At 67.5% G+C, this 26159-nt stretch carries 24 protein-coding genes; 10 read left to right on the top strand and 14 right to left on the bottom strand.

Annotation, left to right across the window (positions count from 1 at the left end; genetic code table 11):
• Positions 1-12: 12 nt before the first annotated feature.
• Positions 13-468: a VOC family protein gene (locus DAT35_RS42465; protein ID WP_108075022.1), complete on the bottom strand. Its 456-nt coding sequence runs from the start codon at positions 466-468 to the stop codon at positions 13-15.
• A gap of 264 nt (positions 469-732) precedes the next feature.
• Here DAT35_RS42465 and DAT35_RS42460 point away from each other — a divergent pair, with 264 nt between their 5' ends.
• Complete coding sequence (locus DAT35_RS42460) at positions 733-1386, top strand: DUF3575 domain-containing protein (RefSeq protein WP_233262040.1); 654 nt, start codon at positions 733-735, stop codon at positions 1384-1386.
• An 18-nt stretch (positions 1387-1404) separates the two neighbouring features.
• On the opposite strand, the gene DAT35_RS42455 is transcribed toward DAT35_RS42460, so the two are convergent.
• The 4 genes from DAT35_RS42455 to DAT35_RS42440 form a co-directional block, all read right to left on the bottom strand.
• On the bottom strand, positions 1405-3237 hold the full coding sequence (locus DAT35_RS42455) for a DNRLRE domain-containing protein (RefSeq protein WP_233262033.1): 1833 nt from the start codon (positions 3235-3237) through the stop codon (positions 1405-1407).
• Positions 3238-3387: 150 nt separating this feature from the next.
• On the bottom strand, positions 3388-4515 hold the full coding sequence (locus DAT35_RS42450; RefSeq protein WP_369946324.1) for an MbnH family di-heme enzyme: 1128 nt from the start codon (positions 4513-4515) through the stop codon (positions 3388-3390).
• 26 nt (positions 4516-4541) lie between these two features.
• Positions 4542-4739 carry a hypothetical protein gene (locus tag DAT35_RS42445; RefSeq protein ID WP_108075018.1) on the bottom strand — a complete coding sequence of 66 codons (198 nt, stop codon included), beginning with the start codon at positions 4737-4739 and terminating at the stop codon, positions 4542-4544.
• Positions 4739-5431 carry a YcnI family protein gene (locus DAT35_RS42440; protein WP_108075017.1) on the bottom strand — a complete coding sequence of 231 codons (693 nt, stop codon included), beginning with the start codon at positions 5429-5431 and terminating at the stop codon, positions 4739-4741. The genes DAT35_RS42445 and DAT35_RS42440 overlap by 1 nt, the downstream gene beginning before the upstream one ends.
• Before the next feature lie 226 nt (positions 5432-5657).
• Between DAT35_RS42440 and DAT35_RS42435 the strand changes: the two genes are divergently transcribed.
• From DAT35_RS42435 to DAT35_RS42425, 3 genes are all read left to right on the top strand, one after another.
• Positions 5658-5972 (top strand): hypothetical protein, encoded by a 315-nt coding sequence (locus DAT35_RS42435; RefSeq protein WP_146210108.1) that lies wholly within the window; start codon positions 5658-5660, stop codon positions 5970-5972.
• Between the two features lie 74 nt (positions 5973-6046).
• Positions 6047-8296: a hypothetical protein gene (locus DAT35_RS42430; RefSeq protein WP_108075015.1), complete on the top strand. Its 2250-nt coding sequence runs from the start codon at positions 6047-6049 to the stop codon at positions 8294-8296.
• Entirely contained in the window at positions 8293-9633 is a 1341-nt protein-coding gene (locus DAT35_RS42425; protein ID WP_108075014.1) for a hypothetical protein, read from the top strand. The genes DAT35_RS42430 and DAT35_RS42425 overlap by 4 nt, the downstream gene beginning before the upstream one ends.
• 114 nt (positions 9634-9747) lie before the next feature.
• Here DAT35_RS42425 and DAT35_RS42420 read toward each other — a convergent pair whose 3' ends face one another.
• Positions 9748-10890 carry a cystathionine gamma-synthase gene (locus DAT35_RS42420; RefSeq protein ID WP_108075013.1) on the bottom strand — a complete coding sequence of 381 codons (1143 nt, stop codon included), beginning with the start codon at positions 10888-10890 and terminating at the stop codon, positions 9748-9750.
• A 133-nt stretch (positions 10891-11023) separates the two neighbouring features.
• On the opposite strand from DAT35_RS42420, the gene DAT35_RS42415 reads away from it, so the two are divergent.
• Positions 11024-12010, top strand: coding sequence for a class I SAM-dependent methyltransferase (locus tag DAT35_RS42415; RefSeq protein WP_108075012.1), 987 nt, complete (start codon positions 11024-11026; stop codon positions 12008-12010).
• A gap of 9 nt (positions 12011-12019) precedes the next feature.
• On the opposite strand, the gene DAT35_RS42410 is transcribed toward DAT35_RS42415, so the two are convergent.
• Complete coding sequence (locus tag DAT35_RS42410) at positions 12020-12826, bottom strand: hypothetical protein (protein WP_108075011.1); 807 nt, start codon at positions 12824-12826, stop codon at positions 12020-12022.
• A gap of 215 nt (positions 12827-13041) precedes the next feature.
• Here DAT35_RS42410 and DAT35_RS42405 point away from each other — a divergent pair, with 215 nt between their 5' ends.
• Together DAT35_RS42405 and DAT35_RS61345 are read left to right on the top strand one after the other, a co-directional pair.
• The gene (locus tag DAT35_RS42405; protein ID WP_233262032.1) at positions 13042-13788 is read left to right on the top strand and encodes an RNA polymerase sigma factor; all 747 of its coding nucleotides are present in this window, start codon (positions 13042-13044) and stop codon (positions 13786-13788) included.
• A complete protein-coding gene (locus DAT35_RS61345; protein ID WP_108075010.1) occupies positions 13775-15160 on the top strand; it encodes a FecR domain-containing protein in 1386 nt (461 codons plus the stop codon). Before DAT35_RS42405 ends, DAT35_RS61345 begins: the two co-directional genes overlap by 14 nt.
• Positions 15161-15193: 33 nt before the next feature.
• On the opposite strand, the gene DAT35_RS42395 is transcribed toward DAT35_RS61345, so the two are convergent.
• From DAT35_RS42395 to DAT35_RS42380, 4 genes are all read right to left on the bottom strand, one after another.
• Positions 15194-16183, bottom strand: coding sequence for a CPBP family intramembrane glutamic endopeptidase (locus DAT35_RS42395; protein ID WP_108075009.1), 990 nt, complete (start codon positions 16181-16183; stop codon positions 15194-15196).
• Between the two features lie 82 nt (positions 16184-16265).
• On the bottom strand, positions 16266-16748 hold the full coding sequence (locus tag DAT35_RS42390; RefSeq protein WP_108075008.1) for a heme-degrading domain-containing protein: 483 nt from the start codon (positions 16746-16748) through the stop codon (positions 16266-16268).
• A gap of 144 nt (positions 16749-16892) precedes the next feature.
• Positions 16893-17915: a toll/interleukin-1 receptor domain-containing protein gene (locus tag DAT35_RS42385; protein ID WP_108075007.1), complete on the bottom strand. Its 1023-nt coding sequence runs from the start codon at positions 17913-17915 to the stop codon at positions 16893-16895.
• Positions 17881-19707 carry a DUF4231 domain-containing protein gene (locus DAT35_RS42380; protein WP_108075006.1) on the bottom strand — a complete coding sequence of 609 codons (1827 nt, stop codon included), beginning with the start codon at positions 19705-19707 and terminating at the stop codon, positions 17881-17883. The genes DAT35_RS42385 and DAT35_RS42380 overlap by 35 nt, the downstream gene beginning before the upstream one ends.
• A 217-nt stretch (positions 19708-19924) precedes the next feature.
• Here DAT35_RS42380 and DAT35_RS42375 point away from each other — a divergent pair, with 217 nt between their 5' ends.
• Together DAT35_RS42375 and DAT35_RS42370 are read left to right on the top strand one after the other, a co-directional pair.
• Positions 19925-21169, top strand: a complete 1245-nt coding sequence (locus DAT35_RS42375; RefSeq protein WP_108075005.1) for a serine hydrolase — start codon at positions 19925-19927, stop codon at positions 21167-21169.
• Between the two features lie 38 nt (positions 21170-21207).
• Positions 21208-21915 carry a hypothetical protein gene (locus tag DAT35_RS42370; RefSeq protein WP_108075004.1) on the top strand — a complete coding sequence of 236 codons (708 nt, stop codon included), beginning with the start codon at positions 21208-21210 and terminating at the stop codon, positions 21913-21915.
• Positions 21916-21936: 21 nt separating this feature from the next.
• Here DAT35_RS42370 and DAT35_RS42365 read toward each other — a convergent pair whose 3' ends face one another.
• Positions 21937-22476 carry an FxsA family protein gene (locus DAT35_RS42365; RefSeq protein ID WP_108075003.1) on the bottom strand — a complete coding sequence of 180 codons (540 nt, stop codon included), beginning with the start codon at positions 22474-22476 and terminating at the stop codon, positions 21937-21939.
• A gap of 55 nt (positions 22477-22531) precedes the next feature.
• Complete coding sequence (locus DAT35_RS42360; protein ID WP_108075100.1) at positions 22532-23044, bottom strand: hypothetical protein; 513 nt, start codon at positions 23042-23044, stop codon at positions 22532-22534.
• A gap of 28 nt (positions 23045-23072) precedes the next feature.
• On the opposite strand from DAT35_RS42360, the gene DAT35_RS42355 reads away from it, so the two are divergent.
• The gene (locus tag DAT35_RS42355; RefSeq protein ID WP_108075002.1) at positions 23073-24362 is read left to right on the top strand and encodes a class I SAM-dependent rRNA methyltransferase; all 1290 of its coding nucleotides are present in this window, start codon (positions 23073-23075) and stop codon (positions 24360-24362) included.
• A 54-nt stretch (positions 24363-24416) separates the two neighbouring features.
• Here the strand turns inward: DAT35_RS42355 and DAT35_RS42350 are convergent, their stop codons facing one another.
• On the bottom strand, positions 24417-26123 hold the full coding sequence (locus DAT35_RS42350) for an ATP-binding protein (protein WP_233262031.1): 1707 nt from the start codon (positions 26121-26123) through the stop codon (positions 24417-24419).
• Between the last annotated feature and the right edge of the window lie 36 nt (positions 26124-26159).

Below are 26159 nucleotides of genomic sequence, written 5' to 3'. Positions count from 1 at the left end.
AGGGCGGGAGCGCTACCCGCCCATCTTCGCCATGCGGCGCTGCATCTCCTCGGGCGACACGTCCTCGACGTGCTGCGCGAGCGTCCACTTGTAGCCCTCGGGATCCTCGAACTGGCCGGAGCGGTCGCCGTAGAACTGGTTCTCCAGCGGCCGCACGACCTTGCCGCCGGCCTTCACGAAGCGGTCGGCGAGCGCTTCCACGTTCTCCGTGTAGATACAGAGCCCCACCGGCGTGCCGCCATAGCCCTTCGCGCTCTTGTTGCCCCACTCGGGCATCTCGTCCGACACCATGAGCCGCGAGTTGCCGATCTGCAGCTCCGCGTGAGCAACCTTTCCGTTCGGCATCGGGAGCCGGTACAGCTCGGTCGCGCCGAGCGCCGCCTTGTAGAACTCGATCGCCTTCGAGGCGTTGCTCAGCGCGAGGTACGGCGTCAGGGAGTGGTATCCGTCGGGAATCGCCTTGGCCATGGAGGCTCCTGGGTAAAGCCCCGCTCCTTGCGGGGGCGGCGAGACTGTGCGGTGCGATCGTCCGGGACAAGGGCCTGCTGAGGTGGACGAGTGGTGGTGGACGTATCAAGTGCTACCGGCGTGGAGACGCTGGCGGTGCTCGCCGTGCCCCCGTGCAGGGCGCCTCCTTCACACGAGTGCAGCCGGGTGCACACCGGCACAACGAGACCCTGTTCTTCCAGGGGTTTGCCCGCGGCACACCTCTTGAACAGGGCCGTGGGCACCATGCATCTGAACGCCTCTCGATTCTTCGTCTTCGCCGGCCTCCTCACCGCCCCTGTCCTGGCACTCGCCCAGGAAGAAACCCCGAGTGAGGAAGCTTCCGCGGAGTCCGCGTTGTCCGAAGCCACCGGGTCGAACCACTCGCACACCGCACTCACCTTCGGCATGCACAGCCATTCGTTCTCGGTGGATACAACCACGCCCGAAGCGCCGGCCCTCACCGTGGACATCGAGCACTACTGGACGCCACACTTCACGGTGTTCGGAGGCGGTCACCTCAGCGTGGGGATGAAGGCCGTGGGAATCCAGGCCGGCAGCCGTCTCTATCTGGGCGACGAGTCGTTCCAGGGCATCTTCCTGGGCATGCAGGCGGAGGGCACGCTCTTCGAACGTAATGAATGGACGAGCGGGAGCCAGCTGTCCTTCGGCGGGCACCTGGGCTACGCCCAGAAGCTCGGAGAGAGGTGGCTCGTGTCGCTCGCCGCGGGCGCCGACATCAGCCTGACGCGGAGCGAGACCAGGGCTCCGCACACCCTCACCCCGGAATGTATCCTCTTCACACCGTGTCTGTTGGCCGGCGACAGAAGCGAGCCAGTCGTCGAGGAGACGGAAGCGGTGCGGCCCTTCGTCCGGCTCGCGGCAGTCTTCAGGTTCTGAGCGGAGCCCCGGAGGACCTCATTTGTTCACGTTGCTGTTGTAGAGGTTCCCGCCGCCAATCCTGACATCGTCGTGCGCGGTCGTGCCCGTGGCCGCGCTCGTCGCGTAGACCACGTAGCCCGGCACATCATCCAGATTGACGGTGTTGCCATAGAAGCTGTTGTTCACGCCCGTGGCATAGGCCGTACCGTGCGTGCGGACCTGGAAGGCATCCACGACCTTGGCATTGCCGTTCCGGTAGCCCTCGTTGTAGCGGATGATGGAGTTGACGCCCTTGACGTCCACGAAGCTGTCGGCGCTGTTGGCTCCGGAGATTCCCGTGCCGTTGAAGGTGCAGTGCTCCACGAGGGTCCCGTCCGCGCCTTCCTTGATGTCGATGTGCTCCGCCGTGATGCCACCGTCGAAGTTCGTATAACGAATGACATTGCCGATGACGACGTGCTCATACGCCGAGCTGGAATCCGAGCCGACATAGGCGCCCTCACCGTATTCGGGCTGGTAGTTGCCCGTGTCGTGGATCTTCGAGTTCTCCAGCGTGTTGTAGGAGCTGCCGTCGCGGAAATGGACGCCTTCGTCCCCGATGTGATGAACCTCGACGTTGCTCAGCAGGTTGTGGTTTCCGTTGTCGACGACGATTCCCTTCTGCGCGTTGGTGATGATGAGGTCACGGAGCTCCCAATAGTCTCCGGTCAGATGGATGCCGTAGGAGCCATCGTTGACCGCAACGCCTCGAAGGGTGGCCGGGTTGGCGGGGTCGCAGCTCTTCATGACGATCGGGCTGGAAGCGGTGCCACTCTTGCCCGAATAGAAGAGTCCTGACCCCGTATCCCCGCTGGTCGCCCGGTCTCCGGTATAGGTGCCCGGGGCAATGAGAAGGGTCGCGCCCGGCGATGCATTCTTCATGGCATCCTGGATCTTGGCGGTCGTATCCAGTGCATTCGTGCAGGAGGCCGTGCCGCCGCCACTCGTGGTCGTAGTGGCCGTGTTGCTGCCACTGGAGGCATTGCCCGCCGCGTCCCTGGCGATGACCTGGTAGCTGTAGGGGGTCGCCGCCGTCAGTCCGGTGTCGCTTGTCGAGGTGCTGGTGACGTTCTTCAGGAACGCCCCATTCCGGTAGAGGTCATAGCCCGTCACACCGACGTTGTCCGTCGCCGCGCTCCAGCTCAGGTTGATCTGACTGCTGGACACCGCGGTGGCCGTCAGGCTCGCGGGCACCGAGGGGGCCTGGGTGTCTCCGCTCGAGCCGCCGCTGGCGGTGATCTCCAGCTGCGGTGGGTTCGCGGCGTTCTCGCTGCTGTTCAGCGTGGTGTACTTCCCCACGCTCTCCTGCAGCACGAACGAGACCGTTCCGTCCGCGCTCGCCTGGGCGTTCACGTAGGACGTCACGTCGATGTCGTAATACTTCGCCGTCGTGTTGATGGGCACGCTGCCCGCCAGACTTCCCACGGCCGGCTTGTTGGTCCAGGTGATGGCCGACTCGGTCCAGTTGTCCGCCGTCTCGTAGGCAGACAGCGTCGTGTTCGACGAGGCGCTGCCGTACACCCTCAACACGGCGCTCGTCACGCCCGTGGCGCCGCCCAGATTGAACTTCACGTAGGCATGACGGCTCGCGCCCGGATCGTTCTTGATGGCCAGCAACGTGTTCGAGCCGTAATTGGATGCGGCATTGCTCTCGTGGACGTAGGAGTCCTCCGACGGCGTCAGGGTCGTGAGGGCCCTCTGAGTCTCGACCGGTTGCACCTCCGGCCCCCCTGCATCCACCCCGCATGCGACGAGCGTGGCGGCCAGACCCGCGAGTGCCACGTGTCCGCCCCTCACCCCGAGCACTTCATATCGTCGGCGATTGCCCATGGCGTCTTCCCTCGCGTCTGGCGGCCGAGTTGCTCCAGCCACCCTGTGATGGATTGTCCTTCCCGGCCCGACAGACGAAGGCCTCGGGCATGGGAGGGACACGGCTCAGGGATGTCCTTATAAATCAGTTTTCCTGTTTTGTCTCGTTCCTCAAGGAGTGGAGGCGAACGGATCCGAGAAGCGCGGATCGGTGAGGAACTTCGTATCGGTCAGCGACTCCAAGAAGGAGAGCAGGTCCTGCTTCTCCTCGGCCGTGAGGGTGAAGCCCTGGATGAACTCGCTCTGGTAGGGGCTGGGCCCGGATCCCTGAGCACAGGCCCGGCCGCCGGCGGCATAGTGGTCGAGCACCTCGGAGAGCGTGGCAATGGAGCCGTCGTGCATGTACGGCGCGGTCACGGCGACGTTGCGCAGGGTGGGCGAGCGGAAGCGCCCCATGTCCTCCGGCTTGCCGGTGAACTCCGCCAACCCCTGGTCCGTGGCTGGATAGGCGCCGTGCCCATCCACGTTGTAGAGGTTGGTGTTGTGGAAGGTCACCTCCGGGAACGCCATCAGCTTGTGCTTCACGGAGTCACTGAAGGCGAAGCCCCGGTGGCAATGGAGGCACCCCAGGCGCTGGGAGAAGAAGAGCTTCATCCCCCGCATGGCCGAGGGGGACAGGGCATCCACCTCGTCACCGTAGGTGTACCGGTCATAGGGCGAGCCACCCGAGAGGAGCGTGCGCTCGAAGGCCGCGATCGCGCGCACCACCGAGGCCATGGACACCGGCTGCCTCTGCTCGGGAAAGGCCTGGGCGAAGAGCTTCGGATACCGGGCATCCTCGGAGAGGCGTTGAAGCAGCAACGTCTCCTGGCCCGCCATGCCCAGCTCCACGGGGTGAGTTCCGAAGAGGGGCACCAGGGCCTGGGCTTCGAGATCCGGCACGACCGGGTCTGCCCAGGTGAGGCTGGCGGCATAGGCCACGTTGGCCAGGGACATGGAGTTGCGCCGGTGGTGCTCGCCCGTGGAGCCCAGCGCCGTCGTGCGTCCATCGGTGAAGGCGTACTCCTGACGGTGGCAGCTCGCGCAGGACTGGGTGCCGTTGGCCGACAGCCGCTTGTCGTAGAAGAGGCGCCGCCCCAGCTCCACCTTGGCGGTGCTCATGGGGTTGTCCTCGGGTACCGCCGGGTCGGGGAACCCGAGGGGCAGCTTCCACTCATACGGCGCCGGGTTCACGTTGCCGCATCCCCCAGCCAGCAGCAGCCACCCCACGAATCCTGTCCGGAGGACTCCCCGTCTCACGCCTGCTCCTCCAGGCCTGGCCGCTGCTACCGCGAGAACCCGGGAGGCAGCAGCTCACAGGGAAGCTGCCCTGAAGGGGGAGTCTGGAGTGCGGTGGGTTGCTCCACGCACGCGGTCAGGCTGTCCACTGGTGGCGCGGGAGGCGGCGGATCGTCCTTGCACGAAGCCACCACCAGCGCAACGAGGGGCCACAGCCACCGGGCCTTCATCCGCGCGCGCCGCATCAGTACTTCACCCAGACTTCGACGTTGGCCTGCAGCTCCGTGAGCTCCGTGACGCCCGAGGTCGCCTTCACCATCTCCATGGTGGCCGGGTTGGGGCTGTACGCCGCGGTCCCCTTCCACACAATCTGCGCGTCGCCGAAGTAGACGCTGAGATCAGAGATCGCGCTCGGCACCATGAACTTGTTCCAACCCGCCTTCCTCGCCGGCACGATGTTCAGCGCTGGCGCGGGCTCCACCCCTGCCCCACTCGTCGGCGTGCCGACCCAGTCGGTGGTGGAGATGGTCCCGTCGCTCGCCTTGCAGGTTTGATGGGTCGGGAAGTACAGGGTGGAGAACGGCTGGTTGGGAACCTTGAACCGGACCGCGAGCTTGTAATAGCCGATGTCGCCCTCGAGCAGTTCCTGATCGGGCTTCTGCCAGACCACGGCGGTGACATCCCCCGCCGCGTTCTTCTCGACGGAGACCTTGCCAAAGTCACTCCGCTCGGGCCGCACCGACGTCACCCCCGCGGGAATCTCGATTCTCACGGCGTAGGTGTCGGCCCCCGCACAGCCGTGTCCCACACCGAAGACGATTTCCTGCGTTGTATTGGCGAAGCCCGGGCCCGAGGCCACCGAGATGTGTGCGCTGGCGATTGCCGGCGACAGGAGGATTCCCGTTCCGGCCAGCAGAGCGACGACCGTCCTATTCATGCGATACCCTCATCGAAGTTCGCGTGCATTCTGCGAGTTGACGTGCCCGTGCCAATGAGGCGAATTGTCGCACGCGTTGGATTCCTTCCGCGAACGAGGCTCGGCTCACATGTGCGACAGAACGAGGAGTGTCATCTCATGGGCGTTCATCGGCGGCTGCCTCCTGGTGATGGCGTGTGGAGCCCCCTCGCCCGCCCCACCAGGGAACGAGCCAGATGCAGGGTCCGTGCTTCCAGACAGTGGGACGGGCCCCGAGCAGCCAGCCACGTGCTCCGTACCAGCCCCCAGCAGCTGTCCGGACCCCGCGCCGCTCTACGCGGACGTGGCGCCGATCTTCGAGCAGCGGTGCGTCACCTGCCACTCCGGCGCTCCGGGAGGACCCTGGTCACTGGCTGACTATGGGCATGTCGCGGACTGGCAGGACTCGATTCGGAGCAACCTGCGCGACTGTTCCATGCCGCCCGCCGATGCCGGAGTCTCCATGACGCTCGAGGAGCGGGTCACCCTTCTCACCTGGATCCGGTGCGGCCTTCCGAAGTGAACTCGCGGCGTCGCCATGACGTGATGGCCCACTGCCCACGGGTAGGCTCGAGACGTTCAGGCTTGGAGGTTCTGATGGCTTCCACTCTGTGGGTCCTGCTGCTGGGGGCCACACTCCTCACCACCGGCTGCGTCACGCTGGCGCCGCAACCCGGCGGAAGCACCTCCGGCTACCCGCCCACCATGACTGCCTTGCGAGAGACGGCGGCCGGTACGCTTCCGCTTGAGGCCCCCTCCTCTCTCTCCTCCACCGAACCGGGGGAGCAGAAGCGGCTCTACCGCCGCCAGAGCGCCCGGGGGTTGGGCTCGGACGTCGCCCCACCCTCCTGCGGAGGAGTCACCGTGCCCCCGGGCTGGCCCGACTTCTCCTCCGGCGACAGGGAGGCACTCTTCGCCCCCTTCCGCACGTGCACCTCGCCCGCGGAATTCCTCGCGCTGCAGGAGCGCGTGGACATGCCCCGCCTGGTGGAAGCGTTGGACGACTGGCGTGCCGTGCGGCTCGGCGCCCAGGGCACACTGCGCGAGGATGCCGCCCGCCTCCTCAACCGCAAGCGCACCTCGCTCCTCGTGGATGCCTCCGAGCACTATGGCGCCATTCGAGCCGGGGTGCTCGCCCTCTACATCGTCGACTCGGCCCATGACGACGACTTGAGGGAGATTCTCTTCTTCCTCGCCCAGGACAAGCGACTGGAGGAAACGCTCGAGTTGCTGCCCGCATTCCAGACGGCACTGGAGAAGCGGGGCCTGAAACCCACCGCCCGCCGGGACCGGGACTTCGAAGTGCGGGACGTGGGCCGAGGCCTTGCCCGAGCTGGCAGGGACGCGCTCTCCAGCGCTCCGATGAGCGGTGACGCGGCGGCCTTCGCCTTCTCCACCCTCCAAGACCAACTGCCGCCGAGCTACCAGAAGGCCCTCCACGAGGCGGAGATGAGATGGGCGGAGCAGCACTTCTCACCGGGCAACGTGTTGCTGGGCAGCTTCGACCACCTCACCTTCGGCGTGCCGCTGGGTTTCTACGGGCTGCTGGCCAGCACGGGTCATGGGGCGTACTCGCTGACGCAGGGCAAGTACGAGCAGGCCACGCGCGAGCTGGCGCCAGCGGCGCTGTTGGTGGCCCTCTACGCGGGTGGCAAGGGCATGCGCTACCTCTCCGAGGCTCGAGGCGCACCGGGGATGGGGCTGCACCTGCTCACCGGACTCGAGGCGATGGAGCTGCGTCTGCGAGCCCTCAAGGAGACGGCGCGACAGTTGGAAGGGCTGCTGGGCGTGGAGGGCCTGAGGGAGCTTGCCCGGTACCTACAAGCCAGCCGGGAAGCGGGCCGTTTCGTCGCCGTGGGCGGGGCGGATGCCGCGCTGGCGCTGTACGAGGCTCGGGGGGATGTGGCCAAGGCACGGCCGCTGATGTCCAGGGCGAGGCCCGGGACCGCGGGCTCCTCACACGTGAGGAGTGGTGCGAGGACAGGCGCCGGGCAGGCAGCCGCCGTGGCGGACGAAACCGCACGCCTCACCCCCAAGGAGGTGCGTGGCGCGGAGCGCCCTGGCAGCCTGGCCTCGCTGGTAGACGAGAAGGCGGGCCTCACCCCAGAGGTGGTGGAAGCCAGACTCTCTGTGGTGGAGCTCGAGTCCACTGGCCCGCGCCTGCCCAAGGACGTGGGCGTGCTGGAGAAGCAACGGCCCTCGCTCGACGCCCCGCCGCCCGAGGCCTGGGACAACCCACGCTGGCTCGAGTACGTCGACTACTACGAGAAGCGCCTCGGAGAAGTGAAGGAGGGCAAGGCCGCCAAGGGCCCCCTGCCGTGGGATGCCTATGAACAGATGCGGGGGTGGTTCGCCCGGGGGCTGGCCTTCGAACGCGCCATGATGGAGTTGCTCGAGGCTGACGCGCAGTTGCCTCGGGCACAGCGCCGCTTCCTCGGAGACTTCGTCGAGCCCCGCATTGAAACGAATGTGGGCATATGGAAGCCAGGCACCGGCCTGCGCTTCGCGGATGTGCTCATCATCGAAGAGGGCGAGCTCGCCGGACGGCCACGACGCGTGGAGACGTTCAGCTTCAAGAGCCGCGACCTGTCTGAATTGGGAGAGACGGCGCTCACAGCGCAGATGATTGCGGACGCGAGGGAAGCGCTACAAAAGTATGGCGGGACGCTGGATATTCGCCGGGACGCCCTCCAGCCCCTTCTCCGCGGAGGCAACGAGGTGCCCGTCCAGCGGGTCCGCCTCGTCTACGAGGGGGACGCGCTCAAGCCCAAGATCTCAGGAGACTTGGATGCGGCCGTGGGTAAAACTCAGAAAGAAGTTCCAGGAGTAGAGGTGCTGTTTCAATGAAGGTGCTGGAATTTCATGGTTCGAGGGACGAGGACTGCCTTCGTCTTTCTTTCGACGGTGCATTCAATCCACAGGCAGCACGGGAGAGCGAGCTGGAGCCCCTTCTTCAGGCGCTGGAGGAGTACGCCGATGGGTGGATGCCGGACGTCGTCAAAGGCAAACGACAACGCAAATACTCCCGCGCCGCCGTCTGGAAGTCCCTGGAGGAGGCGCGTGGCGAACGAACCACGTCCATCGGGCTCTATCGAACGAAGTGGCCCGTATTGGACATGTCTCTCTGGCATTCACTCCCACCTCTTCCGCCCGAGCTGAACCTCACAGTCAAAGTGAAGCCGCTCTCCTCCTTCGCGGAGACGGAGCGCTGCCGCAAGTTCGTGGAGATGGTGCGCGCCTGGGCCTCCCGCTACCCGGTCGCACACATCCAAGCCCACAGCAGTGATGACGCGGAGTTGGCAGGCTCTCCTCGCTTCGGCCGAGATCAGCAGACCTCCATTCGGGACGGTTTCGACAAAATCTACGAGGTGTTCTGGCTCAACGTCTTCGGCCCGAAGCTGGTGGAGAGCGTCGGCCGCGAGCGCATGCTGTCCACGCCGGCCTGGCGGGTAGAGGAACTCCCCAACGGCTCCGTCCTCCTGGTGACCAGGCCCACCGCCGCAGACTTCGCCAGCGAGGAGGCGCGCCTTGCCCAGGCCCGCGCCCACTGCCACCTCCGGCCGGACCTGGACTACGACACCGTGCTGCGCACCCTGCGCGAACGCAGTTCCATGCTCGCTCTCGTGGAGCCCCACTTCCACCCCGACGTGGCCCCGTTCCTCTCTCGTGTGGTGGACCGCATCGCAAGCCACGAGCGCCAGCGGAAGATCACCGAGCTCAACGCGTACCGCCCGCCCGAGCCCGAGGAGTGGCGCCCCGCCGACTCCGCCCTCCCTCCAGATGTGGCCGACCCGGAGCGTACTCGCGAGCATTACAGCTACCTCGCCGAGCACCTCGTGGCCCTGCTGCACACGAAGGTGCCCTCCGTCTTCAAAGAGACACCTGAGTCACTCACGGATGTGGACTACCAGTTCTGGCGCGAAGAGTTCCCGAGGGTCTTCGAGCGGCAGCGCATCGACGCGCACGCGGTGCCCGCCATTGGCGCGTACCTGGGCGAGGTGCTGGTGCGCAACCTCGGAGGAACGTGGATACCGCGCCAGAAGCTCGAGGAGGCACAGGTGCTCGTGGGCTCCCGCGTCTGGTTTCCCTTCGTCCGGGCGCACCACTACATGCGCTCGTGCCAGTCGCTGCTGGACCATTCCCTCACCCAGCTCTACCGCACCGCCGAGCGACACCGCGGCTGAAACTCCTGGGGCTGAACCTCGAGAAGCGTGCCGAGTTCCACCGCACGCTGCCCGGGTTCCTGTCCCCCTTCGACTCCGCCCGAGCACGTCCGGGCGGAGGAAGCTGGGATGGGCCTACGCCACGTCGAGCGCGTGCTTCAGGTCGTCGATGAGGTCCTGCGCGTCCTCGATGCCCACCGAGAGACGGATGAGCCCGTCAGAGATGCCCAGCACCTCGCGCGTCTCCTTCGGCACCGAGGCGTGCGTCATGATGGCCGGGTGCTCGATGAGGGACTCGACGCCACCGAGCGACTCGGCGCAGGCGAAGATCTTCACCGTCTTGAGGAACTTCCGCGCCGACTCCAGGCCGCCCTTGATGTCGAAGGTCATCATGCCGCCGAAGCCCTTCATCTGCTTGCGGGCGAGCGCGTGCTGCGGGTGGCTCTCCAGGCCCGGGTAGGTGACCTTCTGCACCTTGGGGTGCGTGGCCAGGTACTGGGCCACCTTCATCGCGTTCTGCGCGTGGCGCTCCATGCGCACGCCGAGCGTCTTCACGCCACGCAGCACCAGGAAGCAGTCCATGGGGCCCGGCACGCCGCCCACCGCGTTCTGCAGGAAGTACATCTTCTGCGCGAGCTCCTCGTTGCTGGTGCACACGAAGCCGCCCACCACGTCACTGTGCCCGTTGATGTACTTGGTGGTCGAGTGCGTCACCACGTCGAACCCCAGCTCCAGCGGGCGCTGGAAGTACGGGGTCATGAAGGTGTTGTCGCACACCGACAGGATGCCCCGCTTCTTCGCCGTCTCCGCGATGCGGGCCAGGTCGATGAGCTTGAGCATCGGGTTGGTGGGGGACTCCACCCACACCATCTTCGTCTTCGGGGTGATGGCCTTCTCGAAGTTCTCCGGCTGGGACAGGTCCACGAAGGAGAAGCTCAAGCCCTGGCGCTTGAAGACCTTGTCGAAGATGCGGAAGGTGCCGCCGTACACGTCATCCGACACGACGACGTGGTCCCCCGCCTCCAGCATGTGCATCAGCATGTCCGTGCCGGCCAGACCCGAGGCGAAGGCAAGTCCATGCTTCGCTCCCTCGAGGGCCGCCAGGCAGTCCTGGAGCGCGTTGCGGGTGGGGTTCTGCGTCCGGCTGTATTCGTAGCCCTTGTGCTCCCCGGGGCCCGCCTGGACGTAGGTGGAGGTCAGGTAGACCGGCGTCATGATGGCGCCAGTGGTGGGATCCGGCTCCTGGCCGGCATGGATGGCGAGGGTGTCGAAGCGCATGGCGGGGGCCTATCACACTCCCCTGCCCCTCGGGAGTATCCGCCGCGTCGGGCCGCACGTCCGGAAAGCTTGCCGGGCGGCGGGGACTCGGAGAAGAGGGGGCGGCGTTCGTACGGGAGAGGACAGGGCAGTCATGACGACAGGGGACCAGGACTCGGGAGCGGCGGTGGGGATGTTCGAGAACCGCCTGCGCAAGAACGTGCGGCATTTCCGCAAGTGGGCCAAATCCCGGGGGCTCACCGCCTTCCGCGTGTACGACCGGGACGTCCCCGAGTACTCCTACGCGGTGGACCTCTACGGGGACCGGGTGCACCTGGTGGAGTACCCGCGCCGGCGGGCGCTCAAGAGCCTGGAGGAGCAGCGCACGGAGGTGCTGGCGGCGGTGACGGCCGTGCTGGAGGTGCCCCCGGAGCACATCCACGTGAAGACGCACCTGCCCCAGCCCTGGGGCCGCTCGCAATACGGCCGGGTGGGCGAGGGCACCGAGCGCCTCGTGGTGGAGGAGCAGGGGCTGAAGTTCTGGGTGAACCTCGGCGACTACCTGGACACCGGCCTCTTCATGGACCACCGCGTCACGCGCGCCCGGGTGCGTGACGAGGCCAGGGGAAAGCGCTTCCTCAACCTCTTCTGCTACACGGGCGCCTTCACCGTGTACGCCGCCGCGGGCGGGGCCGCACGCACCCTCAGTGTGGACCTGTCCAACACCTACCTCGACTGGGCCGAGGAGAATCTCGCGCTCAACGGGCTGTCGGACCCGCGCCACACCCTGCTGCGCGCGGATGCCATGGCCTGGGTGCAGGCCCAGCGCGCCTCGCCCGAGGAGACCTTCGAGCTCATCGTGTGCGATCCGCCGTCCTTCTCCACCTCGAAGAAGATGCAGGGCTCCTTCAACGTGCAGCGCGACCACGTGCGGATGCTGGAAGGTATCCGGGAGCTGCTGTCCCCCGGCGGAGTCCTCTACTTCTCCACCAACTTCCTGGGCTTCGAGCTGAAGGACTCCGCCGTCCGCGGCTACGAGGGGGTGGAGGAGCTCACGCCCGGCTCCATCCCCGAGGACTTCCAGCGCAAGGAGATCCACCGCTGCTGGCGCATGGTGGCTCCTCGCGCCGCACGCCGCTGAGCCGCGGGACTACAGCTGGCAGGTCCCCTCCACGCAGCGCTCACCCGAGGGGCAGTCGCAGTTGACGGCGCACGACTGACCGCTGCCGCCCGGGGTGGTCGACGGCATGCAGTAGCCAATCTTGCAGGTGGAGCCGCTGGGGCACGTGGTGCTGGAGGAGCAGGACGCCCGGCACTCGCCGTCCACGCAGTCCTTGCCGTCGGTGCACTGCGCGGCGCTGGTGCACGTGGACGCCGGGCGCGGACGGCACAGGCCGCTCGAGCACGTCTCCGTGGAGGCACAATCCGAGTCGTAGGCGCAGCCGCGGACGCACGCGCCGTTGATGCAGTAGCTGCCCGAGGCGCAATCCGTGTTGCGCACGCAAGCGCCCGGGGTGCCCGCATCCGTCGGAGGAGGAGGCCGAGGGCAGGTACCACCGTCCGCCGGCGGCTTCGTCCCACCGTCCGTCGGCGGCTTCGTCCCACCGTCATAGGTGCCCGACTTCACGCGGCAGTAGTAGCCGTCGCAGTAGGAGCCAGCGCGGCAGTCCGAGTCACGCGAGCACCCGCGGTTGCACACCCCGTTGATGCAGGTCTCGCCGGAGACACAGTCCCTCGAGGAGCTACAGACCGTCGCGTCCAGGGGAAGGTCCTCACACATCCCCCGCATGCAGTACTGGTTGGAGTGACAGTCGGTGGTGTCGACGCAGGAGTGGTGCGTGTCCTCGCACCAGTCACCGTGGCCCCGCTCGGTGATGATGCATCCGGACACGAGACCAACGGCGAGCGCGAGCAGGGGAAGTAGCTGGGAAGCGCTACGGGGGAGAACGTTCGGCATGGAGCACTCCATGAGGCGGGCCGGCCTTGGGCCCCGGGGGTTCGGAGCGCTTGGTTGCCGGTGCCCGGGAAATTGATCAAAGAATTTCCCGGCACCATGCGGATTCGGGCGCCACGACTCATTCTGGACGAACGGGGAATCCGTTTTGTCGTTCCATCAGAATTCTTTTTGATCAGTTCGTGTCACCGAGGCGACACAGGGCACGGAGAGGTAACGTGCTCACCCGAACCATTCTCATGCCCGCGGCGGACTTCCTCGGAGGGGACTTCGCCCGGTTCTCGTTCCAGGGGGCGCGTCAGGTGACCACGTACGGAGTCCGTCCAGCGGAGATGCCGCCAGGCGCCGCCCCCCGTGACGGGACCTCCGCCGCGGCGCCCCCGGCGGACGAGGGCCAACTCCTGGCGCTCGTGCAGCGCGTGCGGGAGGGAGACCTCACCGCCTTCGACCGGCTCTACCAGCTCACCCGCGCCGACGCGGCCCGGACCCTGCGCCACCTGGTGGGCAACCGCACCGAGCTGGAGGACCTCCTCCAGGAGACCTACCTGCGGCTGCTCACGGCGCTCAAGGGCTTCCGCGGCGAGTCGCGCTTCCGGACCTTCTTCTACCGGGTATGTGCCAATGTGGCCCTGTCCCACTTGAGGTGGAGGAGACGCCGGCCGGAGGACCCCTTCGCGGAGCCTCCCGAGTCCGTCCACCCGGGGGAGGACCCGGAGCGCGCGGCGGCCCGGCGCCAGGCGGCGAGGCTGGTGGAGGCGGCGCTGGAGCGGCTCAAGCCCAAGAAGCGCATCGTCTTCGTCTATTACGAGCTGTGCGGCATGAGCCCGGACGAGATCGCCCTCGCCGTGGGAAGCTCGCCCAACACCGTGCGCAGCCGGCTCCACCACGCGCGACTGGAGTTCAACGAGGCCATGCAGCGACTGGTCCACCCCCCTCGCACCGGAGGCCCCCATGGCTCGCCATGAGGTGGAGGCCCTGTGGGCGCTGGTCTCGGGAGAGCTGGACGCGGAGGCCCGCGCCCGGGTGGAGGCCCACGTCGCGGGTTGCGACTCGTGCGCGCAACGGCTCGCGGAGGTGCGGGAGTCGAGGGCCCTGCTGCGGGTGGCTCGCGAACAGCCCCCCGAGGTGCGCTGGGCGGAGGTGGATGACCGCGTCCTGACGATGGCCACCCAGCGCTTCGCCCGGCTCGAGCACCGGCCGCGCTGGCCGTGGATGCTGGCCGCGATGGGAGCCTGCGCCGCGGTGCTCGCGTTGGTGCTGCTGCGACCCGGTCCAACGCCCCGCCCCGTGGAGGAGACGGTGGTGGCGCAACCGGCGGAGACGACCGCCCCTGCTTCCACGACTCAGGTAGAGGGCGAGGCGACCGCGTCGGTGCTGGAGGCCGACGGCGCGGAGCGGACGCTCCAGGAGGGCGCCGGGCTGAAGGCTGGCAGCGCCGTGAGGACGCCCGCCCGGGGAAGCACCCGGCTGCGGCTGCCCGACGCGAGCCTCATGCAGGTGTCGGCCGACTCGGAGGTGGTGCTCTCCCGCATCGCGGCGGATGACGTGCACTTGCGGGTGACGCGGGGACGCATCGCGGTGCAGGCCTCGCACGCCGAGCGGCGCGGCTTCGTCGTGGAGGCGGATGGCCTGCGCGTCTTCGTGGTGGGCACCGTCTTCTCCGTGGAGCGAACGCCCCAGGGGCCCGCCGTCTCGGTGCTCGAGGGCAAGGTGCGCGTGGAGGCCGAGGACCAGCCGTCCTCCTTCGCCACCGCGGGCCAGCGCGTGGAGCTCCGGGCCAGCGAGCACGCGTGGCGGCGGCGGCCGCTCTCGGCCCAGGACCAGCGGGCCTTCGAGGCGCTCGGAGTCCGGGTGAAGACCGCCAGCACCGCCCGGCCCCCGGCCCCGGCGCCCATGCCCGTGAAGAAGCCCACGCCCTCGCAGGCGCCCGAGACAGACCCGCGGGCTTCCGCGATGAGGTCCGCCCTCGTCCCCGGAGCGAAGAACGCCGTGCTGCCCATGCCCGCGCCTCCGTCCCCCGCGGGAGAGGAGAGCACGCGCGCTCCCGAGCAGGCATGGCCGCTCTTGCCGGTGCTACGCGTGGTGGAGGAACGCTTCCTCGCGCATGCGCGCTCGGCGGTGAGCACCCGCCTGTGCGAGAGCTTCCAGGAGGGGCTCGGGGAGATCGCCGAGCAGAGCAGGGTGCCCGCGTCCCGAGAGGAGGCCCGCTACCTGCGCGCCCGCTGCTACCAGACCCGCTCCGCCCCCACCCAGGCCGAGGCCGAGTACCGCCTCTACCTGAAGGAGTTCCCCCAGGGCCGCTGGTCCGAGGAGGCGCGCGGCGCGCTGGGGCCGTGAGGCTGGCGTCCCACGGCCTTCACGGCCGCTGACTCACCCGGCCTGCACCGCCGGGACAGGCTGCGCGGAGGGGGCACGCATCCAGCGCCGGAAGAACCACACCGCGAGCAGCCCGTTGAGCACGAGGCCGAAGACCCCCTCGCCGTTGAAGATCCACACCTCGCCGCCGAAGAGACCGGGGCGCCCCGCGTACACGTCGCCGAGCAACATGGGGTTGAAGACGTTCCAGCTCAGGTGGAACAGCGCGCAGGGCCAGACCGAGCGGCTCGCCATGTACAGCGCGGCGAACACCACCGCGGCCACGGCGATGGAGGCCAGGAACGAGATGTTCTGGAGCACGTGCCCGCGCTGGGTGGAGGAGAAGACGATGGGCAGGTGGAAGGCGGCCCACACCGGCATGGTGATGGCCGCCGCCACCGCGGGCCGGTCCATCCACCGGCGCACGAGGTAGCCGCGCCAGCCCACCTCCTCGGCCAGCTCGCCGGGCAGCCCGCCCACGTAGAACGAGGGCACCCACAGCGCGATGGGAAAGAGGTGGGGCACGAAGCTCCAGGAGCTGGGAAGACGCTCGCGCACGCGGTCCGGCCAGCCGCGGCTGTACGCCACCGCCACCAGGAGCCAGGTCAGGGACCCCGCCACCACCAGCCCCAGCACGGCGGGTACCACCACCAGACCGCGCAGCCCGAAGGGTCCTCGCAGGGACTCGGGCTGGAAGGTGATGAAGTCCGGGCGCCCCGACACCAGGCGCACCGCGTACGCCAGCGCCACCTCCACCGCCACGTACGCGAAGGGCAACAGCAGCCCCAAGGCCCAGAACTTCAGCCCCGGGAACTTCAAACCCATCGCTCGCGGAGGCTCGCGCCGGAAGACCCACGCGCACCCCATCCCCACCACCGCCGGGACGCACATCAACACCCGGAGGAGGAACACGAGCCGCTCGTCCTTCAACCACAGCCAGCCGACGAGCCAGCTGAGCGGCAGTGCGATGCAGATGAACCACAGGGTGTCTTTCCGGCTGTCCATGAGGGGGGGCGAGTCTCCCCTGCGACGAGCCGGGACGCAACGGACTCCCTGAGCGGCACTCTGGCGCGAGCTCACTCGCGACTCAGCGCCCTGCCGTCTGCGCACGCTGCCCCAGCCATTCGCGCAGCACCTCCACCACCCGCGAGTGGTCCTCCTCTTGCGCGAGCCCCGACATGGTGATGCTCCCGACGCAGCCAGTGCCCCGCACCAGTAAGGGAAAACCTCCACCGTGGTCCGTGTACTCGGCCGGGTCGATGTGAGGCTTGTCCGTCAGGCTCGTTCCCTTGGCGGCGTAGTAGCGGCCCATGTAGTACGTGCTGTGCCAGAACCGGTTCACGGTGTTCTTCTTGCGCCGTACCCAGTCGTGGTTGTCGGGGCGGCTACCGGGGAGGGCACAGTGCAGGACGGTGAGTCCCGCGAGGGTGACGTCAATCACCACGGGGAGCTGGTCCCGCCGGGCCCGCTCCAGCAGCTTCAAGCCCAGCGCGAGCGCCTCCTCATGGCTCAACTGGTCGAACTGCAACTCGGACTCCTGCGCCAGCAACTGTTCGAGAGCTCCGGACACGATTCCTCCTGGGGCCTCCATGATACGGCCAACGGCACCGCGAGGAGTGGTCGGCGTTGAGGCTCGCTCTGTTCCGCCCCGTGGTCACCCTGGCGCTGCTCTGTCAGGGGATGGCACCAGGGAGCAACGGATGCGAGCTTATCACTAGGTCATCCGTGACATTATTACAGGCATCATACACAGGACAGCGATGAGGGTTCCGCTGATGGAGGCAAGGCTCGCCAGCCGTGCCCACTTCAGCCAGTGTTTATTCACGGCCCCGCTGCCGTCTTTCGCGACTGACGACCCCACCCTCATCGACAGGACGAGAGCAATTATTCCCGTCAAGAGAGGGAAGAGGCCCAATACGATTGGTGCCCCAAACCAGGCCAAATAATTGGCAAGGAAAGGGAAGAACGAAGAGCACAAGAACAGATTGAGGAGGGATAACGCCAGAGCGACAATGGGGAGGAGCCAGTATTTCTTGCGCCCCATTGCCCCAGGGCTTGGGGCGGGCTCGCGGGGCTGCACCGGCGGACTGGGCTCCTCGGGCTGGTCCTCTCGAGGCGGTTTGACTCGGGGCGCCTCTTCGAAAGACTTTGTCGGAGGCTCGGGGCCATAGCCATGGCCGGTGGACCCGCGGTACTGCGGTTCGGACGCCTGCCTGCCATGGACCTGCGATGGAAATGGCTGCTGCGGAGGCTCGCGCATCCTGTCCTCTTCCCTCCAGACGTACTCGATGGCCGCAATCAGCCGGTCCACGTCGAACTGGAATCGGATGTCGCTGATCTCCACTGCGTTGCGCCGCACCAGTTTGACGAGATCTGGAGGAAGGTCCTCCGCGCTCACCATGGTCGCGCCCTGGACCAGGGCGGGAATCACCCGGATGTTCCGCTCCAGGGCCGCTGCGATCTCCAGCCGGACGAAGTCCTCCGGGTCATCGAGCCGGCGCCGCCCCTTCGCATCCTTGATGGTGCTCCACTGAGTCCCGATGACGGCGATGAGGATGTCGCACGAGCTGATGGCGTGCTGGATGGCCTCGACGAAATCCTCACCGATCGCGATGGCTTCGATGTCTCGGAAGACCCGCTCCTGCCCGAAGTGATTCACGAGATGGTCATAGAGTCGTCCCGCATGGCCAGGGCTGTCCTCTCTACGATAGCTGACGAATATCCTCTTCTCCGCCATGCGCAGCCCCTCCGCCCTTGTCAGGTGATTGCGGCTTTGCGCCGCGCCTCCGCGCCTCACGCTCGTTCCGCGTATCGACCCGCACGAGGGCCTCCTTCATCTCCTGGACCCAGCCGGTGAGCTCGCTCTGGAGGATGGCCTCCACGCCCTCGACGAGTGCTTCGAAGTTCCGCGGATCCTCGTGCTCCTCGAGCGAGAGGGTGCACCACCACGTCTTGAGGTTCTCCAGGTCGGTCGCGGCCTGCTGATACTTGAGGATCTTGCTCTCCGACTGCTGGTAGCCGAAGTAGGCGGTCAGCGCCATCACCACCGCGGTGGTCAGCGGCACCCAGAGCGCCGCGAGCTGGTCCGGGAGGGCTGCCAGTACGGTCCCCCCCGCCCCGAAGACGATGATGACCCATTGGAGCGCCACGTTCCGCCGGGCGAGCTCGTCCACCCGCCGGCGATAGAAGTCCAGTTGGTCGTCCACCCGGAAGTGGATGTACCGGGCGGGAGTCAGCGGGCTGAAGCCATCATCCTCCGACGCGGCACCTTTCGGAGGTGGAAGCGGGCCCTGATAGGAGCGCAGCACCGCGCTACCAGACTCGGTCCGCAGCATCTGCGAACTGATGCGCCGCATCTGCTCCACGAACTTCCGCTCATGGGTTTCATCCAACCGCTTGAAGGCAAGACCCGCCCGATACCGGTAGATCTCCCGCTTGAGCGCCTCCGCGGTGGCGCGCAGGAAGATCCACTTGCTGCCAGCCTTGAACCGGCTCGACGCGGCCAGCAGCGCGGTGACGGCGGCCGCCGTCATGACGACCGCGGTATGGAGGATGAGCCGCGCAACGGAGTCCCCTCCCGGGTCCAGGATGGTATTGACATACGTCAGGACCAGGGCCAGGGCCGTGCTCAGGATTCCCAGGAAGAAGATCCAGAACTGGAGGCGCCGGAAGAAAGCCTGCTCGCGGTTGGCATTGGCATCGTAGGTGGCGAAGCGCTGCCAGGCCACGTGCAGGGACGTCCTCGTGCCAAGGTGGTGGAGGACGAGCCGCGCGAAGGCCTCGGGGGAGCCGTCGATGGGAAAGAGGTGCAGGTTCCCGTCGGCGATGATCTCCGCCATCACCGGATCGGCCACATCCTGCTCGGGGGCCTGGAGCGACACGGTCAGCTCATCCGCCAGCCGGCCGCTCCCCTGCAGGACCACAATGGGCCAGCGGCGCCGTACTGCTCGAAGCACCTCCTCCCGGGCAATGCTACCGCCGTTGACGACGACGACCAGGATGGGAATGTCGTGCGCGTAGACCGAAGCGAGACGGAACATCATCTGTGTCTCGCCCCCCCAGTTGTTGCCATCGACCAGCACGAAATGGGAGTGATTGGGATCCAACTCCGCCTGCGACTCCGCCTGCCCATCAGGGACAGCGGCGGGGAATGCGACCCGTCCAGAGGGAGCAACGCCCACGAGCAGGGGGTGGTGCCCACGGTCGGCTACGCCCTGCCCCATCAGGGCCATGACGCCCGCGTGGGTACCTCCATCCAGGATGAGCGCATCCGCCTCGTCGGCGGCTTGTGCGAGACCCCGGCTGATGAGTTGCCGCAGGCGTGTGCCGATGGCCGGATCCATCTCGTCCGCGCCCCCAAGAAGCAGGAGCAACGCCTGCGGCCGGGGAAGCCGCAGGGCCTGGAGGACGGCTTCCGGGTCCGCATCGGTGGGAACGCCCACCCACCGGGCCCGATTGCCATTGGGGAAGTGGATCTCCCCGGAGGCGGGCCGCTCGACTGGTTTTCCATGGAGGACAGGGATGCGCATGTGCCGCTTAATTTCTCCATGACTCGCGCGCAACGCCTGCCGGCTCCCTCCCCACCATGGCCGCCCGTGCGGTGACCGAGGCGACAAGGCAGGTCCCCCGTATTGGCCGCCGGGAGCGCCCCCCTCCGATTGCCGGACCCGTGAACCCTCGGTCCCGAACCCGGGTTTTGCTGGTACCTTGCGGCACCCGCAACCGCACCTCGAGGAGCATCAACACATGGCGGACTTCGGCATCAACGTCGACCCGGGCGAGGTCGGCCTGGACGCGCAGCGGCTGCGGCGCATCGACACGCACTTCCGCCGGTACGTCGACGACGGGCGGCTCGCGGGCTGGCAGGTGATGGTCTCGCGCCGCGGCAAGGTCGCCCACCTGACGTCGTACGGGCTCGCCGACAAGGAGGCCAACCGCGCCGTCGAGACGGACACCCTCTGGCGCATCTACTCCATGACGAAGCCCATCACCTCCGTCGCGGCGATGATGCTGTGGGAGGAAGGAGCGTTCGAGCTCTCCGATCCCGTCAGCCGGTGGTTGCCCGAGTTCGCCGAGCCGCGCGTCTACGTCGGAGGTCCCGCGACCCGGCCGGTCACCGTGCCCGCGACGGAGCCCATCCGCGTGTGGCACCTGCTCACGCACACCGCGGGGTTGACCTACGGCTTCCACCGGGTCCACGTCACCGATGAGCTCCACCGGCTCCACGGCTTCGACCTCGGCGCGCCGGAGGGTTTCGACCTCGCCGCGTGTGTCCGCGCGTGGGGGAAGCTCCCGCTCACCTTCCAGCCCGGCGCGGAGTGGAACTACTCGGTGGCCACGGACGTCCTCGGCCGGCTCGTCGAGGTCGTGTCCGGACAGCCGCTCGATGCCTTCTTCGCCGAGCGCATCTTCGGCCCGCTCGGGATGACGGAGACCGCGTTCTGGTGCCCCGAGGACCGGCAGCATCGACTGGCCGCGCTGTACTCGCTCGCCCCCGGACCCACCCGGCCCATCCGCAACGACGTGCTCGGCAAGCGGATCCTGTCGCCTCCGACATGGCTGTCGGGCGGCGGCGGACTGGTGTCGACGACGCGCGACTACACGCGCTTCACCTGGATGCTCTTGAACGGCGGCGAGCTCGAGGGCACGCGGCTGCTCTCCCCGAGGACCGTCCGCTACATGACCCGCAACCACCTGCCCGGGGGGGTGGACCTCACCGCCTACGGCCGGCCGTTGTTCGCCGAGACGCGGTACGACGGCGTCGGGTTCGGGCTCGGCTTCGGCGTGGTCATCGATCCGGTCGCCTACCGCACGCCGACGAGCGTGGGCGAATACCACTGGGGCGGCATGGCGAGTACCTCGTTCTGGGTCGACCCGGCCGAGGAGCTGTCCGTCGTGTTCATGACCCAGTTGCTCCCATCAAGCACCTACCCTCTCCGCTCACAGCTGCGTCAGCTCGTCTACCAGGCGATCGTCGACCCGAGCCGGTGAAAAAAGGACGCGCCCACGTCCCGTGATAGACCCGGGCCATGCTCTCCGCCCTCTCTGTCCTCGCCCTGGTGCTCGCCGCGGATGGGACCCCGGCCAGCAAGGAGTCTCCGGTCGAGGTCATCGCACTCGCGGTGGACGTGGACTTCGTCTGCCGCACCCGGACCACCCAGAGCCTCATCCTCACCCCGAAGGCCCAGGGTCAGCTGGAGGTGCCCAAGGATTGTCCCGATGCGGGGGCCGACTGGCGCCTCACCCTCGACTGCTCCTCCAAGGAACGCTGCACCGGCTACGTCCGCACGCCCAAGGGCGCCATCGCCTTCGTCGAGGGCAATCGGAAGCAACCCGTCCTGAAGCCCATGGCCGACGAGCACCCGCCGACCCTGGACTTCATGGGTCTGCGCATCACCGGCCAGCACACGCTGCAGCTCAAAACGGCCGAGGAGCACCAACGTCCGGTGCAGCTCCTCCTCCAGCTCCCCACCGTGACCGGGGCGTACACGCTCGCGCCCGTGGAGCTGTCGTCGGTGGATTTCGAGCACCAAGGCAAGCGCCTGTCGCTGCGGGTTCAGGTCTCCTGGACCGACGATGAGCACGTCCACCTGCGGCTCTGGAGCGCTCGGAAGGAGCCCCTCCTGGACGAGACGCTGGAGCTACAGGAGACCCGCGAGCTCGACTGCCATCGCCTGAACGACATCTGCGCGGGCAAGATGACGGTCCTGGTACGCGAGGTTCAGCGGATCTTCTGAGCTGCCGGCGGGGGAGGCGCCCTATCCGCGCCCGGGCCCGTCCTCCTCGGTGAACTCGGCGTCGACTTCGTCCCCTGGCCGGCGCTCGAGGCGAGGCCACGAGGGACGGGGGGCAAAGGGCTCGTCCTCCTGGGGCGTCTCGAATGGACCCCCTGGGAACGGACCCGACTGGAAGGTGGTGACGCGCACCGAGCCCTCCGCCATGCCGCGCTCGAGCCTCCGGCGGACCATCCGGGCCACGAGCCGGCGTGTCGGAGGAAACAGCAGCACGAGGCCGGCAACGTCGGTGAGCACGCCCGGTATCACCAGCAGCACGCCTCCCGCGAGGACGAGCACCCCACTCAGGAGTCCCTCCTGGGGCACCAGGCCCTGAGCCACCGACTCCTGCCAGCGGCGGAGGACGCGCACGCCCTCCTTCCGGGCCAGGAAGGAACCGAACAGGCCCGAGGCCAGCACCAGGCCCACCGTAGGCCAGAGGCCGACCTCCCGGCCGATGGCCAGCAGCAGGTATAGGTCGACGAACGGGACGACCACGAACGCGAGGAAGAGGTACTTGAACACCTGCCGAACGTAATGCCCAGCGGCCGCCAACGCTCGGACGAAGGACTCGTGAAGCTCAACCGCCGAGCTGGCCGTTGATCCAGTCAACCAGCAGGTACAGCAGGGTGAAGAAGCCGATGACGCCGAATACGATCTTCGTCGTGGGCTGAAACCCCTCGCTCTCGGTAGTGCTGATGGGCATGGCCGACGCCAGCCCCATCATCTCCCCCGCGTAGTGCGCGGTGCGCTGGTACTGGTCCGCCACCATGCCGTCATCGTGGGCGGAGAGCTCGCGCCCGAGCTGCGGGTCGAAGAACCGGACCCCAGCCTCCTTGGCCAGCTCCGCCAGCTTGGGGACCACCTCTCGCACGAGCTCCGTCCGGTCCATCAGCGGCACTCGCACCTCGGTGGCCACCCACTGGCCGCCCTCGCGCAGCGGGTGGATCTCCACCGAGCCGTTCTCCAGCAGCCAGGCACGCCCACCCCCGGGCTGTACCTTCGCCCCCCGGGTTTCCAGGAGGGCCTCCACCCGGTCGCTGTCGAAAGGTGTACCGGGGACCATGGATTGAAGGAGCAGGTCGTATCTCACGCGGGTTGGAGTATACGCCGCTAAAGCCATGCCCAAGCCAACCTCAGGACCTCGTCACGACCGCCGCCCCGGAGCCCCCGCCGGCCGCAAGCGCCCCCAGCACCGCCCGGAGGTGCCCGCACCGGACCGGCTCGCCCCGGAAATCGGCCCCGACGGGCTGCCCCAGGTCTCGATCATCCGCCGCGGCGTCGAGCGCTGGCAGGGCGGTCACCCGTGGATCTACCGCGCCGACCTCAACGGCGACCCCGCCCTGCAGGGAGGCGAGGTGGTGCGCGTGGTGGACGGCCGCGGCTGGTTCCTGGGCAAGGCCTTCTATTCGAAGCACTCGAAGATCTCCCTGCGCTGGCTCTCCTACGAGGACGCGCTGGTGGACGCGGACTTCTTCCGCCAGCGCCTGGCCCAGGCGGACGCGATGCGTCGGCGCGCCCTCCCCGGTGAGAACACCTACCGTGTGGTACACGGCGAGGCGGACCTGCTGCCCGGTCTCGTGGTGGACCGCTACGGCGACACACTGAGCGTCCAGTTCCTCATCCCGGGCACCGAGCAGCGCAAGCAGCTCATCGTCGACCTGCTGGTGGAGCTGTTCAAGCCACGCGCCATCGTCAACCGCTCGGACGTGGGCGTGCGCGCGCTGGAGGGTCTGCCCCAGGAGAAGGGTGTGCTGTACGGCACGCTGCCCGGGCCCGTGGCCTATGACGAGGGGCTGGTGCGCGTGCGCGCTGACCTGCTCGAGGGCCAGAAGACAGGCGCGTTCCTGGACCAGCGGGAGAACCACGTCATGGCGTCGCAGTACGCCTTCGGCGAGGCGCTGGACTGCTTCTCGTACGTGGGCGGCTTCGCGCTGCAGCTCGCGACGCGGGCCAAGACTGTGACCGCGGTGGAGATCTCCGACCAGGCGGCGGCGCAACTGCGCGAGAACGCGGCGTCCAACAAGCTCACCAACGTGGACGTGGTGGTGGCCAACGCCTTCGACTTCCTGCGCGACGCGGTGGACGAGGGCCGGCGCTTCGACACCATCGTGTTGGACCCGCCGTCGTTCGCAAAGAACAAGGACGCCATCGAGGGAGCACTGCGCGGGTACAAGGAGATCAACCTGCGCGCCATGCAGCTGTTGCGGCCGGGCGGCTACCTCATCTCCGCGAGCTGCACGTACCACATCGACGAGCAGATGTTCGAGGACATGCTGGCCTCGGCGGCGGCGGACGCGAAGCGGCGGGTGCAGATCATCGAGAAGCGTGGCGCGGGCAAGGACCACCCGGTGCTGCTGAGCCTGCGCGAGACGCGCTACCTGAAGTGTTTCGTGCTCCGCGTGCTCTGAGCGACACTGCATCCAGGGCCGGGGCCGTCTGACGACGACCGAGGCGCCGGGGACCTATGCCGCCAGCGAAGGCCCGCAGGGGAGCTCGACCGTGAAGATCGAGCCCCTCCCGGGCGTGCTCTCGACCCTGATCGAGCCGCCGTGCGCATCGACAATCTGGAGGGCGATGTACAGCCCGAGACCCAGGCCGCCGTAGCTCTTCACCGAGACGCCACGCTCGAAGCGCTCGAAGATATGCGGCAACCGATCCGGCGCGATGCCGATGCCCTGATCGGCGACGACCAGCCTGGCCATCCCCTCCCGGGCCATGACGCCAATCTCGATCGGCTTGCCCGCCCCGTATTTGATGGCATTCATGAGGAGGTTGGTGACGACCTGGTCCAGGTGATCCCCATCCCAGGTGCCCACCACGGGTCCTTCGATGCGCCAGAGCAAAGGGCTCCGGGCCTGCATGAGTTCCCCCTCGAAGCGCCCCGCGACGTCCTGGGCGAGCGCCACGAGGTCGACCTTCTCGAGGTGAAGCGAGAGCCTACCGGCCTGTATCGTGCTGACGTCGAGCAATTCCTCCACCAGCCTCTCGAGCCGCCTGCATTGCGCCTCGGCCCGGGAGAGCAGCCTGGGCGGCCCCGACGGGCCCTTGCCCGCCTCGCGCAACAGGCTCTGCAATGCGAGCTTCTGACTGGCAATGGGGGTGTAGAGCTCGTGGGAGGCGATGGCCAGGAAATCGTCCCGCAGCTGGATCGCCGATTCGGCAGCAGCGCGGGCGCGTTGCTCCTGATCGAGAAGGCGGACGCGCGCCTCCTCGATTCTCTTGCGCTCCGTGATATCCGTCGAAATGCCACACACCGCATAGGACGCACCGGAATCGTCACGCAGAGGGAATTCGAGGGTGAGGTACGTGTGGGAGCCGTCGTCCTGCAGCAGGGCCTCCTCCGTCTCCAGGGCTCCACCGGTGGCGAACACCTGCTGGTCGAGCAGGAGAGCGGCGCGGGCGCACTCGCTGGGGAAGAGTTCCTTGTCACTCTTGCCGACGGCGGCCTCCCGGGAGACGCGGCGCAACTGCTCGAAATGGCGATTCACGAGCAGATAACGCCCCTGCGCATCCTTGACGAAGATGATGGCAATCGAGTTGTCGATCACGGCCTGTAGCAATCTCTGACTCGCACGCAGGGACTCCTCCGCACGCTTGCGCTCGACGATGTCACGCTGGAGCTGTGCGTTCGCCCGGGTGAGCGCGGCCGTGCGCTCGGCCACCTGCACTTCGAGGCACGCCTTGGCCCGGGTCTCCTCGGCCAGGCGGACGGCATGGAGCAAGAGCGATCGCAGGTCGGCCTGGACCACGTCGCGGAACTGCACCAGGAGCCGAGAGTACAGCTCGCTGTAGGCATTCCTCTTGTCGTCGAGCACGCAGATCGTCCCGAAGACCTCCCCACTGGGCCAGAGAATCGGTAAACCAAAATAGGAAATCATTCCCCGCTCGACGTCCGGGTTCGACATCCAGCGTTCGTCCGCGAGGGCGTCGGGGACCAGGAGCGGCAGGCGAGTGCGCATCACCGTCTCGCAGTAGAGCCCCGTGAGGTTGCAGGTCGTTTCGTTGCGCTCGTACGGGTTGCCCTTCGACTCGCTGGCGACGAAGACGACGAGCTCGGGCGGATCGAACTTCATGATCAACGCGGCAGGCACGTGCATGATCTCGGCGAGCAGATTGACGATTTCCTGCCATTTCGTGACCATCTCGCCGGAGATCTGCAACTCAGCCATGTCCATATCGCCGCTCGTGCGTGATTCAGGAGATAT

It is taken from the genome of Vitiosangium sp. GDMCC 1.1324, from assembly GCF_003044305.1.
Lineage (GTDB): Bacteria > Myxococcota > Myxococcia > Myxococcales > Myxococcaceae > Archangium.
This window is presented reverse-complemented; position numbering and strand designations above follow the sequence as displayed.

Bases quoted from the DNA above. Each gene is read 5' to 3' on its own strand.
- DAT35_RS42465 (WP_108075022.1), bottom strand. From the start codon at position 468: ATGGCCAAGGCGATTCCCGACGGATACCACTCCCTGACGCCGTACCTC.
- DAT35_RS42460 (WP_233262040.1), top strand. From the start codon at position 733: ATGCATCTGAACGCCTCTCGATTCTTCGTCTTCGCCGGCCTCCTCACC.
- DAT35_RS42455 (WP_233262033.1), bottom strand. From the start codon at position 3,237: ATGGGCAATCGCCGACGATATGAAGTGCTCGGGGTGAGGGGCGGACAC.
- DAT35_RS42445 (WP_108075018.1), bottom strand. From the start codon at position 4,739: ATGCGGCGCGCGCGGATGAAGGCCCGGTGGCTGTGGCCCCTCGTTGCG.
- DAT35_RS42440 (WP_108075017.1), bottom strand. From the start codon at position 5,431: ATGAATAGGACGGTCGTCGCTCTGCTGGCCGGAACGGGAATCCTCCTG.
- DAT35_RS42430 (WP_108075015.1), top strand. From the start codon at position 6,047: ATGGCTTCCACTCTGTGGGTCCTGCTGCTGGGGGCCACACTCCTCACC.
- DAT35_RS42425 (WP_108075014.1), top strand. From the start codon at position 8,293: ATGAAGGTGCTGGAATTTCATGGTTCGAGGGACGAGGACTGCCTTCGT.
- DAT35_RS42420 (WP_108075013.1), bottom strand. From the start codon at position 10,890: ATGCGCTTCGACACCCTCGCCATCCATGCCGGCCAGGAGCCGGATCCC.
- DAT35_RS42415 (WP_108075012.1), top strand. From the start codon at position 11,024: ATGACGACAGGGGACCAGGACTCGGGAGCGGCGGTGGGGATGTTCGAG.
- DAT35_RS42410 (WP_108075011.1), bottom strand. From the start codon at position 12,826: ATGCCGAACGTTCTCCCCCGTAGCGCTTCCCAGCTACTTCCCCTGCTC.
- DAT35_RS61345 (WP_108075010.1), top strand. From the start codon at position 13,775: ATGGCTCGCCATGAGGTGGAGGCCCTGTGGGCGCTGGTCTCGGGAGAG.
- DAT35_RS42395 (WP_108075009.1), bottom strand. From the start codon at position 16,183: ATGGACAGCCGGAAAGACACCCTGTGGTTCATCTGCATCGCACTGCCG.
- DAT35_RS42385 (WP_108075007.1), bottom strand. From the start codon at position 17,915: ATGGCGGAGAAGAGGATATTCGTCAGCTATCGTAGAGAGGACAGCCCT.
- DAT35_RS42380 (WP_108075006.1), bottom strand. From the start codon at position 19,707: ATGCGCATCCCTGTCCTCCATGGAAAACCAGTCGAGCGGCCCGCCTCC.
- DAT35_RS42375 (WP_108075005.1), top strand. From the start codon at position 19,925: ATGGCGGACTTCGGCATCAACGTCGACCCGGGCGAGGTCGGCCTGGAC.
- DAT35_RS42370 (WP_108075004.1), top strand. From the start codon at position 21,208: ATGCTCTCCGCCCTCTCTGTCCTCGCCCTGGTGCTCGCCGCGGATGGG.
- DAT35_RS42355 (WP_108075002.1), top strand. From the start codon at position 23,073: ATGCCCAAGCCAACCTCAGGACCTCGTCACGACCGCCGCCCCGGAGCC.
- DAT35_RS42350 (WP_233262031.1), bottom strand. From the start codon at position 26,123: ATGGCTGAGTTGCAGATCTCCGGCGAGATGGTCACGAAATGGCAGGAA.